Genomic DNA, 11,507 nt, shown 5'->3' on the forward strand with positions numbered 1-11,507 from the left:
ATCTTTTTACTGATAGCTGTGACTTTTCCCCAAAAGAATAATGACAAGGTAGCCACAACAGATGAAACCCTCTTTCCCCGCCGCAAAACTGCTGTTTATCAGCCTTGTGGCCTGCAGCGCCTACGCCGATGAAACGCAACTGACAGACAATACTCCGAGATTGACCGCCTTAACCCACGCCAAACTCATGCTCTCCCCGGGTAAGCAATTGGATAACGCTACCCTGCTTATTGAAAATAACCGGATAAAGCAAGTTATTTCCAATAATGAAATTCCACAAAATGCTTATAAGATAGATCTCAATGGTTACACCATCTATCCGGGGTTTATCGATCCCTTTGCCGAATATGGCTTGGAGTATTCAGAATCGCCGGCAACTATTGAAGGCCCTGTCTATCGGATAAACCCCAAAGGGGCTGTGGCTGCAAATGGGGCTATTCACGCAGAGAAAGAATGGTTTTCCTATGTATTGGCAGATAAAGAAGCCGCGTCAAATTGGATAAGCAATGGCTTTACCAGCGTTCAGAGTGCTCATCTTAACGGAATATTCAGGGGAATTGGTGTTTCACTGTCTTTGGCGGACAAGAATAGCAATCAACTGATATATAATCCCCAAAGTCGACATTTTATGGCTTTTGATAAAGGCAATTCACCACAGGACTACCCCAACTCCCTGATGGGAAGCATAGCGTTAATAAGACAGACTCTCAGTGATGCCAACTGGTATAACCAGAATAAAATGAAAGCAGCCGGTCGCGAGGATTTATTGTCACCGGAATTTAATATCGCCCTTGAGCGCTTGCACGATATAAAAACTCGTGGTGCGATATTTGACACCCGAAACCTCAATAACCAGTTGCGTGCAGCCAAACTCTTGAGCCAAGAAGATATCCAGCCAATCTTACTGGGAAATGGCCAGGAGTATGCAAGAGTGAGAGAACTGCAAGAATATCGACCCGTGTTGATATTGCCGTTGAACTTCCCCGCTGCCCCTCAGGTCAGTGATGAAGACAATGCCAGGGAAGTACCACTCAGAACCTTGAGACACTGGGAGCGGGCACCGAGCAATCCTGCTGTGATGGCCGCCAACAATATCCCTTTCTCCTTCACCCAATACGGCATGGACGGTAAAGCCTTTTGGCCCAGGTTGAGAATGGCGCTGCAAGCCGGTCTCGACGAAGAAACCGCATTGGCAGCGCTGACCACAGAAGCCGCTGCGGCCGCCGGCATAGATAATTTGGTCGGTAAACTGGCGCCCGGCTATATGGCCGATCTGGTGATAGCCAAAGGCAATCTGTTTCAGGATGGCGAAATAGTCAGCGTTTGGCTGCAGGGTGAAGAGCAAAAACAGCTGGCTCCGGGATTCCAGTGGCAAGGCAGTTATCGCCTGCATTTGGCTGAACTGGAATTGGATCTTGAGCTGCAACTGACCCAGCAAACGCCCCGAAAACTCAGGGGCAACCTCAGCAGTGGCGATCAACAGATAGCGCTTGCTCACCTGACAGCCGACAGCAAACGTCTGAGTTTCAGCGTCAATTTGCAGGGTGCCGGTATAAATGGCATCAGTAGATTGACTCTATGGCAAGATGATGAAGGATTGAGAGGAAGACTCTTGAGTGCCGATGGCGCCGTGACTCAACTGGCCGGCTCAAGATTGCCGCACGCGCCTTTAATGCCAGAGACAGAAGAGGATACACGGACAAATACTCAGGCAACAAGCCCCAAAACTGTGTCAAAGACCGGGCCAAAGACTGAACCCGAGTATCTCAGTCGTTTGACGAGTCCACTGCAAGCCTATGGCCGCAGTGAGCTGCCAGGTACGGAAAAACTGCATATCCGCAATGTCACCCTCTGGACTTCAAGCGAGGCCGGCATTATTGGCAACAGCGACCTGCTTATGGCCAATGGTAAGATTGAAAAGGTTGGTACCAATCTCAGCACCCCGAGTGGTTATCAGGTCATAGAGGGAGCAGGCATGCACCTGACTGCCGGGATCATAGATGAGCATTCCCACATTGCCGTCAACGGCGGCCTCAATGAGATGTCCGATGCCATCACCTCAGAAGTGCGAATAGCCGATGTGCTTAACCCGGATGATATTGCCATCTATCGCTCTTTGGCCGGCGGCGTCACCACCGCCAATCTGCTGCATGGCAGCGCCAACCCCATAGGCGGTCAGTCGCAAGTCATTCAACTGCGCTGGGGAGAGTCGGCCGAGGGACTCAAGTTCACCCAGGCCCATCAGGGGATTAAGTTTGCTTTGGGGGAAAACGTCAAACAGAGCAATTGGGGTGAGCGTTATACCCGCAGATTCCCGCAAAGCCGCATGGGGGTGAAGGCCCTGATGAGCGATGCTTTCAATGCCGCCAGAGACTATAAAGACGCCCAGGCCCAATATGCCGAGCTGCGCTCACGGGAGAAACGTAAGCAGCTCTCCCCTCGCCCCGATTATCGTTTACAGGCGATTGCCCAAGTGCTGAATGGCGAGCGCGATGTGCATATTCACTCTTATGTCCAGTCTGAAATCCTGATGTTCTTGCGCCTCGCCGAGGCCTACGATTTCAAGGTCACCGCCTTTACCCATGTACTGGAAGGCTACAAGCTGGCCCCCGAGTTGGCGGCTCATGGTGCCGGTGCTTCCACCTTTGCCGACTGGTGGGCCTATAAATTTGAGGTCTATGATGCCATTCCGCAAAACGCCTGTTTGATGATGAATGCCGGCGTGCTCACCTCGATTAACTCAGATGACTTTGAGATGCAGCGGCGCCTGAATCAGGAAGCCGCCAAGTCGGTGAAATACTGCGACATGTCCCAGGAAGATGCCTGGAAGATGGTAACCATCAACCCCGCCAAGCAGCTCGGGATAGACGCCATAACAGGTTCAATTGAAGAGGGGAAACAGGCAGATTTGGTGCTCTGGGATGCCAACCCCCTATCGGTTTATGCCAAGAGCCAGGCAGTGTGGATTGGCGGCAAACGCTACTTCGACCGCGCTGAGGATAGGCAAATGACCCAGGCTATCGCCGGCGAGCGCCAGGCGCTGATCCAGAAAATTCTTGGCAGTGACCCGGCGCGGCTTCAAGGCGAAACAACGTCTGAAATCATAGAGCCCTTGTGGCAATGCGATACCCAATTCAACGCCTGGGGCCAGAATAAGGAGAGCCGCCTGTGACCAAGTTTCCTCTATTGCCACGCATGGCATCTATGCTGGTATATCTGCTGCTGGGTGGTTCGCTATTGATGTTCGCACCGGCAAAGGCCCATAACCTGCTCCCGGCCGAGCGTCAGCAACAAGCCATATTATTGAAAAACGCCACGGTTCACACCGTCAGCCAAGGCACACTCGAAAATACCGATGTGCTGCTCGAGCAAGGTGTTATCAGCGCCGTAGGCCCAAGATTAACGGCCGAAAATGCCCGGGAATTTGATCTCAGTGGCAAACACCTTTATCCCGGCCTCATAGCACTGGATACCACCCTGGGCTTGGTAGAGATAGCCATGGCCAGACCAACAGTCGACAGCCGCGATGTGGGCAGTGCCAATCCGCAGCTTGAAGCCGCCAGCGCCTTCAACCCGGATTCGGAATTGCTGCCCAGTGTGCGGGCCAACGGTATCACCCACGCGCAGATAGTGCCGAGAGGCACAGGCATTGCCGGGCAATCGGCACTGGTCTCACTGGACGCCTGGACCATAGAAGATGCCCAGGTCCCATCCAAACCACAGTTCCACCTCTATTGGCCAACTGCGCCGCAAAAACAAGGTACCAGCGAGGCAAATAAGCAGGCACAAAAGGCCTATCAGGACGCGCTGTCACAGATACACAAACACTTTGAAGCGGGTAAACGCTACGCCTTGAGTCAGCAAGGCAGTGAAGGCGCCCTTGAAGACAGCCGCTGGCAAGCGCTCTTGCCTCTGTATCGCCAGGAGGCGCGGCTATTTGTTCATGCCGACAGGCAGCAGCAGATAGAGGCTGCCATTGCCCTGGCCCGTCAGTATGGATTCAAGTTAACCCTGGTCGGTGGCTATGATGCCTGGCGCCTGGGCGCAGCGCTCAATGAAATAGAGGCAAGTGTCATCTATACCCATACGCTTGACTTGCCGCTACGAGAAGATGAGCCCATAGGTCAGGCATTTAGAGTACCGGCATTGCTCAAGCGCGCTGGTATTCCCTTCGCCCTCGGCTTCAGCTCCGATTGGGACAGCCGTAACCTGCCGCTGGCCGCGGGCCAAACCGTGGCTTGGGGGCTCAGTAAAGAGCAGGCGCTCAAGGCCATTACACAAGATGCCGCCAAGATACTGGGGGTAGACAACCTGGGGGCGGTAGTGCCCGGGTTTCAGGCCAATATTGTGGTCAGCAGCGGCGATATTCTCGACCCCATGAGCAGCCGGATAGAGCTGATGTTTATCGACGGCAGACAGGTGGATCTCAACAATCGTCATCGGCAGCTTTATCAAAAGTATTTGAAGCGATAGAATTTCCCATACAGCTCCCGGGATGGCCGGGAGCATGGACGAATAACTATAAGGCCAGGCCATGAAACCGATTTTCCTCTCCACTCTGGCACTGCTGCTTGGCGGCTGCGCCGGGGAATACAGCTTCAATTCCAACCTGGACAGCCAGGCTATCCAGGAGTATTTCAAACCCTCGGAAGTACAGCTGTTCGATGGCAGCCGGCCAACGGGCCAATATGAAGTGCTGGGATTGGTTGAAGGCAATGCCTGTCAGTCTGAGCTCGATGGTGTACCGGCTTCCATGGCCGATGCCCGCACTGAGGCGCGCCGGGCGGCCGCCGATATGAAGGCCAATGGTCTTATCATTAAAAACTGTGTCGAAACCCAGGAAGCCGCAGCCGGTTGCTACACCAGCGCCATGTGTGTCGGCCAGGCTATTCGCCTGGCAACCCCGAAGGAGTAAGCCTGACGTTATGGGGTTTTCGACTCAGATAGAAGCGGTTGCCTATTGCCGGACACCATATAAACAGAAGTTTGGTATTCCTCGTCAGCCGGGCTTGGTGGATTTTGTTCGCGGTTTTGTCGAACTGACAGCGCCCTACAATCATATTGATGCGGTGCGTGGGCTGGAGCAGTATTCCCACCTCTGGTTACTGTTCTGCTTTCATGAAAATCTGGCCCAGGGCTGGAAAACCACGGTGCGCCCTCCCCGGCTCGGCGGCAATGAAAAGCTCGGGGTGTTTGCCACCCGCTCCACCTTCAGGCCCAATGGCATTGGCCAATCTGTGGTGAAGCTGCATCAGATCCACCAAGGCAAAGGCAAGGTGGTCCTGGAGATCTCCGGCATGGACCTGCTCGATGGCACTCCGATAATCGACATCAAGCCCTACATCCCCTTCTCGGATGCGATACCGGAGGCGATAGGCGGCATAGCGCAGCAGGCTCCCGAGCAGGTTGAGGTCAACTTCAGCAATCTCGCTGTAGAACAACTAAGCCGACTCGAGAAACGCTATCCCGGGCTGGATAAGCTCATTCAGGCGGTACTGGCCCAGGATCCGAGACCCGCCTACAAGAAAGGCAAGCCGGATCCCAAACGCTATCAAGTAGCTCTGTATGATCTGGATATCTTCTGGCATGCCCAAGAGCAAGGCATTGAGGTCGAAACCATACAGCCCTTTTGTGCCAAAGCGTCCGGCGCCGGTGCATGAGTGATTTTACCCCCTCAGCTGATGACTATCAGGCGCAACACAAGAGGCGCCTCTCCTGGATGCCCTGGCTCTGGTATCGCCTCAAACCCAAACATCTCGAGTGGGCCCTTCCCTGGCAACAGGCGATTCAGGCCAGGCTCCAAGCCCTTGAAACCATCAGCATAGGGCAAAACTGCTTTATCGCCCCCGAGGCAGAGCTGTTTGCCGAACCCGGCAGGCCGATAACCCTTGGCGATGAGTCCATGATAGCCGCCAACTGCTTTCTGCATGGGCCGATACAGATAGGACGGGAAGTCAGTATCAACCACGGCTGCTCGCTGGATGGCGGCAGTCGCGGCATAGTGATAGGTGACAAGACCCGTATTGCCAACAATGTCACCATCTACGCCTTCAATCATGGCATGGCACCGGATATGCCCATCTATCGTCAGAGCAGCCAATCCAAGGGGATTGCGATTGGCGAGGATGTCTGGATTGGCGCCCAGGCCGGTATCGTCGATGGTGTTACCATAGGCGACTGCGCCGTCATTGCCATGGGCGCCATTGTCACAAAGTCGGTACCCGCGTTTGCCATAATGGCGGGAAATCCTGCTAGAGTAGTGGGAGATAGACGCGATAAGCCACTGACGGGCAGTGAAAAAAATCAATAAGAGGAAGTTGAGCGCCATGGATTGCCAAACCCGCCCAAACACACAAACACCAAGAAGCACGTCACTTGGCTTGCCGGGGATCCGCAGCCGGTTACTACTGAGTTTTTTTCTGCTTGCCGGGCTGATAGTGTTTTTTGGCGGAGCCAGCCTCTGGGTGATGGAGCGTACAGGCAAGGCCCATATCGCCGAGCTCCAGGATCAGAAACTGCTGCTGCAAACCATCAAAGCCAACCAGATGCAGCATCTGGCACTGCTGAAACTCAAAAACAACTGGCCTACCTATCCCTCCAACGAGCGGGAGGCGATCCTCGACGAAACCAGGCAGAGACAACAACAGATAATAACCACCCTGAGTCAGTTTACCCTGGCGGCCAAAGAATATGACGAGGCCCTGGCTCTTGGACAACAGCTGTCAGTGATGAGTGGTCAGCCTTTGAGAGCACCACATATGACCGGCATGATAAGTGCCATAGATAATCTTTCTCTGCGCCTGTCCGGCATAGGGCTGACCCACCTGGATGCCCAGGCACAAAAGAACAGCAAATCGCTGATGCAAACCTTGCTATGGCTAGTCCTCGGGTCACTGGCGCTGATAGTTCTGAGTCAAACTGTGGCCTGGACTGTACTTGGCCGCCACCTACTCAAACCCTTGTTGCAGACCAGCCACAAGCTCAGCGAATTGGCGGAACAAAACTTCGGTGGCAACTCCCCAAATGCCGTGAATCGGGAAACACTCAAGATAAACCATGCGCTGTTGTCTCTTGAGGCCCAAATGAGTGCCTTGACCAGCGAGCAACAACAAGACGAACTCACAGGACTCTATAACCGCCGCAGCTTCAACCAACTGTTGAAGCAGGCCTGGCACAAAGCGGTAGTGAAACAGCACAGGATAGGCCTGTTGCTCATTCAGAGCGATCAGGCCATTGCCAGCGAAACCCTGTTGCATTTGGCCCAAAGGCTGCTGGACTTTGAAATTAGCGGTGAACATTTTCTGGCGCGATTGCAACAATCTCAGTTGGCACTGTTACTGCCAGACCGGGATCCGGAAGCCTGTATCCGCATTGCCCAGAGCCTCAATCAATTTGTGCTGGCGGCCAATCTGAGAGCCAAGGCCCAAAGCCCAAGACTGACAGTCTCTATCGGTGTGGCCAACATCCAACCGGCCAGGCAACTCGGTTGGGACACCCTGGTATTTCAGGCTGAAGAAGCCCTGCTCAGCGCCCAAAACCGCGGCGGCAACTGCAGCGCCGGTGCCAATCAGTAGCCGACAGGCTAAATTCGAGCAAGGAAAGGGGAATTTATCCGCCCTGGCCGCGTGACATCATCAAAGCAAGTGATAAAATGGCGGCCATTCAATTCATTTCGGACCCAAGGTAATGCGAGTCAGTCAATACCTGTTATCAACACAGAAAGAAAACCCTGCCAATGCAGAGATAGTCAGTCATCAGCTTATGCTGCGCGCCGGTATGATACGTCGCAACGCCTCAGGCCTCTATAGCTGGCTGCCGTCCGGCCTGCGCGTACTGCGCAAGGTCGAAGCCATTGTGCGTGAAGAGATGAACAAGGCCGGTGCCATCGAAATTCTGATGCCCATGGTACAGCCGGGGGATCTCTGGGTGGAAACAGGTCGCTGGGACAAGTTTGGCCCGGAACTGCTGCGCTTTGTAGACCGTCACAATCGTGACTTCGTTCTGGGCCCGACCCATGAAGAAGTGATTACCGATTTGGTGCGCAAAGAAGTCAGCTCCTACAAGCAACTGCCGCTGACCCTGTATCAAATCCAGACCAAATTCCGTGATGAAGTCCGCCCACGCTTCGGTGTCATGCGCTCACGTGAGTTCCTGATGAAAGATGCCTACTCTTTCCATCTGGATCAGCAAACCATGGATGATACCTATCAGGCCATGTACACGGCTTACAGCAACATCTTGTCGCGCATGGGCCTGGCCTTCCGCCCTGTACTGGCAGATACCGGCTCTATCGGTGGCAGCATGTCACACGAGTTCCATGTTCTGGCAAGCAGCGGTGAAGATCTGATTGCCTACTCCAATGGCAGCGACTATGCCGCCAATATCGAGAAAGCCGAAGCGCCGCTGCCAACCACAGAGCGCGCCGCGCCCACTCAGGAAATGACCTTGGTAGACACACCCAATGCCAAGACCATAGACGAACTGGTTGAGCAGTTTGGCCTGGATATCACCAAGACGGTTAAGACCCTGATAGTCAAAGGCGCCACCGAAGAGGCCCCGCTGATAGCCCTGGTTGTCCGTGGCGACCATGAGCTGAACGAAGTCAAAGCCGACAAACTGGAACTGGTTGCCGCGCCGCTGGAATTTGCCTCTGAAGCGGAAATTCGTGACGCGCTGGGAGCCGGCCCTGGTTCTCTCGGTCCAGTCGGTCTGACTATTCCTGTGGTCATAGATCACAGTGTTGCCGTGATGAGCGACTTTGCCGCCGGTGCCAACCTAGACGACAAACATTATTTTGGTATCAACTGGGAGCGGGATCTGCCGCTGGCCAGCGCCGCCGATATCCGTAACGTAGTGGAAGGCGAAACCACCCCTGACGGCAAAGGCACTTACGCGTTCGCCCGCGGTATTGAAGTTGGCCATATCTTCCAGCTGGGCACCAACTACTCTGCCGCCATGAACGCCACTGTGCTGGACGAGAATGGCAAGTCTCAGACCCTGCTGATGGGCTGTTATGGTGTCGGCGTCAGCCGCATCGTTGCCGCCGCTATCGAGCAGAATCACGATGACCGCGGTATCATTTGGCCGGAAGCGATTGCCCCATTCACAGTGGGTATTCTGCCGATGAACATGCACAAGTCACACAGAGTAACTGATACTGCCGAGCAGCTTTACAAAGAGCTGACCGATGCAGGTATCGAAGTGCTGTTCGACGACCGTAAAGAGCGCCCTGGCGTGATGTTTGCCGATATGGAGCTCCTGGGTCTGCCTCACACCATAGTGATTGGCGACCGCAACCTGGATGCCGGTGTTTATGAATATAAGAACCGCCGCACCGGAGAAAAGCAGGAAGTGCCTATGGCGAAGATAGTGGACTTTATCAAAAAGGCCGCTGGCCAGAAGTAAGCTCCTGAATTCAAGAGCCCCCAGGCTCCAGAAAACCCAGGAACAAGAAAGCCGAGCTTAGCTCGGCTTTTTCATGGCTGGAAACCTGCTTGCAAATAAAAAACCGCAGATAAGTCTGCGGTTTTTTAGTCTCGCCGCTATGGGCGTTTTAGTGCGCTATCAGGCTTGGGTATCAACACCTTCACCACCCTTGGACACCATTACCATGGCAGGACGCAGCAGACGCTCATTGAGCTGATAGCCCTTTTGCATAACCAGCATCACAGTATTGGCCGGGAACTCGGCGCTTGGCTGCATGCCAATGGCTTGATGCTGCTCAGGGTTAAAGGCTTCACCCATAGGATCTATCTGCTTGACCCCGAACTTCTCCACCGCGGACAGGAAGCTTTTCAGTGTCAGCTCAACCCCTTCAAACAAAGGCTTGGTGGCTTCATCGGCCTTATCGGCACCCACCAGAGCACGCTCCATGTTATCGATCACAGGCAGCAGCTCATTGCTGAACTTTTCCAGGGCAAACTTATGCGCCTTCTCCACATCCTGCGCCGCCCGGCGACGGATGTTGTCAACTTCAGCTGCGGCACGGATGACAGAATCTTTCTGCTCCTCAACTGTCGCCTGTGCGTCAGATAAAGCCTGCTCCAGCTCCTCAATACGGAAGTTCGCCTGAGTCAGCTCGTCGATAATGCCGCCTTCCTCAGCTATGCCCTCGGTGGTTTCAACCTGGTCAACCACTTCTTCGACCTGTTCCTGCTCTGCTTTAAATGACTCTTTGTTCATTTCTACTCCAGCTAAAAATGCTTTGTTTCTGCATACTCTGGGCATATTATGGGGATCAAATTGACCGTTTCAACCCCCAGAGTTCCCAAAATCTATGTCCACTGAGTTTCATACTATAGGCCTGATAGGAAAACCCCACCATCAGGGGACCAACCTGACCCTCAAGCGCCTGCATCATTGGCTGAAAATGCAAGGCTATGATGTGCTGGTGGAAGAGAGAGTCGCGGCCGAACTCGGGAAAGATGTGCGCGCGGTAGACCTACTGGATATCGGCGAACACTGTGATCTGGCGATAGTCGTCGGGGGTGATGGCAATATGCTGGGCGCGGCCCGGGTTCTGGCACGCTTCGATCTCGGCGTTATCGGTGTCAACCGCGGCAATCTGGGGTTTTTAACCGATCTGCCGCCGGATGCCTTTGAAGAATCTCTGGCCAAGGTGCTGGATGGTGAATATGCCACAGAACACAGATTCCTGCTGGAAGCCGAAGTTTATCGCCACGGTGAAGTCAAAGCCAGCAATACCGCCGTCAATGAGGCCGTACTGCATCCGGGCAAGATAGCCCATATGATCGAGTTTGAGGTCTATATCGACAACCAGTTCATGTACAGCCAACGGGCCGATGGCATGATAGTGTCTACACCGACCGGCTCAACCGCCTATTCGCTGTCGGCCGGCGGCGCAATATTGACCCCAAATCTCGAGGCGCTGATCCTGGTGCCCATGTTTCCCCATACCCTCTCCTGCCGCCCTATAGTGGTCGACGCTTCCAGCACCATCAAACTGGTGGTGTCACCGGAAAACGGCGAAAACCTGGAAGTGAGCTGTGACGGCCATGTCACCTTATCTGTAATGCCGGGCGATGAAATTATCCTGAAGCGCAGCAAGGAGCGGCTCAAACTCATCCACCCAAAGGGGCACAACTACTTTCACGTCTTGCGCAACAAATTGGGCTGGGGCAGTAAACTCTTTTGAAGCCGGCGCTTGGGCGATGTCAGCTTGCCACTCAATCCAACTTAGTTAAAGCACCTGAGAATAAAGGTGCTTTTTTGTTATTTATTTTCAAAAAATGTAAAACACCATTCACGTGACCAAGATCACAATTTACTGCGCTCGATAAAACAGTGATCTGCATCACTCATAAACAAAAGTCAGAACAATCACAACCTGTTGATTATTAACAATATAAGCAACACCACATAAAACCCAACTTCACCAAACACTCAATTAGTGTGACATGAATCACATTCAAATTTTACGATATAAGCCTGCGTTTCCATCATAAATGAAATAACAGGATCACTTTATTACCGTTTTGAGCAAAACA

9 protein-coding genes are annotated in these 11,507 nt (G+C 53.5%); 8 read left to right on the forward strand and 1 reads right to left on the reverse strand.

Annotated features, from left to right (window positions below; genetic code table 11):
* Positions 1 to 61 precede the first annotated feature (61 nt).
* From ON072_RS05020 to ON072_RS05050, 7 genes are all read left to right on the forward strand, one after another.
* Complete coding sequence (locus ON072_RS05020; protein ID WP_274625984.1) at positions 62 to 3,172, forward strand: amidohydrolase family protein; 3,111 nt, start codon at positions 62 to 64, stop codon at positions 3,170 to 3,172.
* A 32-nt stretch (positions 3,173 to 3,204) separates the two neighbouring features.
* Positions 3,205 to 4,473 (forward strand): amidohydrolase family protein, encoded by a 1,269-nt coding sequence (locus ON072_RS05025; protein WP_274625987.1) that lies wholly within the window; start codon positions 3,205 to 3,207, stop codon positions 4,471 to 4,473.
* A gap of 61 nt (positions 4,474 to 4,534) precedes the next feature.
* A complete protein-coding gene (gene rcsF, locus ON072_RS05030; RefSeq protein WP_071237878.1) occupies positions 4,535 to 4,915 on the forward strand; it encodes an Rcs stress response system protein RcsF in 381 nt (126 codons plus the stop codon).
* Positions 4,916 to 4,925: 10 nt separating this feature from the next.
* Positions 4,926 to 5,660 (forward strand): tRNA (N6-threonylcarbamoyladenosine(37)-N6)-methyltransferase TrmO, encoded by a 735-nt coding sequence (gene tsaA, locus ON072_RS05035; RefSeq protein WP_071237879.1) that lies wholly within the window; start codon positions 4,926 to 4,928, stop codon positions 5,658 to 5,660.
* Entirely contained in the window at positions 5,657 to 6,310 is a 654-nt protein-coding gene (locus tag ON072_RS05040) for an acyltransferase (RefSeq protein ID WP_144164744.1), read from the forward strand. Before tsaA ends, ON072_RS05040 begins: the two co-directional genes overlap by 4 nt.
* A gap of 16 nt (positions 6,311 to 6,326) precedes the next feature.
* Entirely contained in the window at positions 6,327 to 7,574 is a 1,248-nt protein-coding gene (locus tag ON072_RS05045; RefSeq protein ID WP_123115970.1) for a diguanylate cyclase domain-containing protein, read from the forward strand.
* A 112-nt stretch (positions 7,575 to 7,686) separates the two neighbouring features.
* The gene (locus ON072_RS05050; protein ID WP_261752899.1) at positions 7,687 to 9,405 is read left to right on the forward strand and encodes a proline--tRNA ligase; all 1,719 of its coding nucleotides are present in this window, start codon (positions 7,687 to 7,689) and stop codon (positions 9,403 to 9,405) included.
* A 159-nt stretch (positions 9,406 to 9,564) separates the two neighbouring features.
* On the opposite strand, the gene grpE is transcribed toward ON072_RS05050, so the two are convergent.
* Positions 9,565 to 10,182 carry a nucleotide exchange factor GrpE gene (gene grpE / locus ON072_RS05055; protein ID WP_025009423.1) on the reverse strand — a complete coding sequence of 206 codons (618 nt, stop codon included), beginning with the start codon at positions 10,180 to 10,182 and terminating at the stop codon, positions 9,565 to 9,567.
* 94 nt (positions 10,183 to 10,276) lie between these two features.
* On the opposite strand from grpE, the gene nadK reads away from it, so the two are divergent.
* A complete protein-coding gene (gene nadK, locus ON072_RS05060; RefSeq protein WP_062793309.1) occupies positions 10,277 to 11,155 on the forward strand; it encodes an NAD(+) kinase in 879 nt (292 codons plus the stop codon).
* The last annotated feature ends 352 nt before the right edge of the window (positions 11,156 to 11,507 follow it).

It is taken from the genome of Shewanella sp. K8 (assembly GCF_028823715.1).
In the GTDB taxonomy this organism is placed as follows: domain Bacteria; phylum Pseudomonadota; class Gammaproteobacteria; order Enterobacterales; family Shewanellaceae; genus Shewanella; species Shewanella algae.

Excerpts from the sequence above, each read along its gene's own strand:
- ON072_RS05020 (WP_274625984.1), top strand. The coding sequence starts at position 62 with ATGAAACCCTCTTTCCCCGCCGCAAAACTGCTGTTTATCAGCCTTGTG.
- ON072_RS05045 (WP_123115970.1), top strand. The coding sequence starts at position 6,327 with ATGGATTGCCAAACCCGCCCAAACACACAAACACCAAGAAGCACGTCA.
- grpE (WP_025009423.1), bottom strand. The coding sequence starts at position 10,182 with ATGAACAAAGAGTCATTTAAAGCAGAGCAGGAACAGGTCGAAGAAGTG.
- rcsF (WP_071237878.1), top strand. The coding sequence starts at position 4,535 with ATGAAACCGATTTTCCTCTCCACTCTGGCACTGCTGCTTGGCGGCTGC.
- ON072_RS05050 (WP_261752899.1), top strand. The coding sequence starts at position 7,687 with ATGCGAGTCAGTCAATACCTGTTATCAACACAGAAAGAAAACCCTGCC.
- tsaA (WP_071237879.1), top strand. The coding sequence starts at position 4,926 with ATGGGGTTTTCGACTCAGATAGAAGCGGTTGCCTATTGCCGGACACCA.
- nadK (WP_062793309.1), top strand. The coding sequence starts at position 10,277 with ATGTCCACTGAGTTTCATACTATAGGCCTGATAGGAAAACCCCACCAT.
- ON072_RS05040 (WP_144164744.1), top strand. The coding sequence starts at position 5,657 with ATGAGTGATTTTACCCCCTCAGCTGATGACTATCAGGCGCAACACAAG.
- ON072_RS05025 (WP_274625987.1), top strand. The coding sequence starts at position 3,205 with ATGCTGGTATATCTGCTGCTGGGTGGTTCGCTATTGATGTTCGCACCG.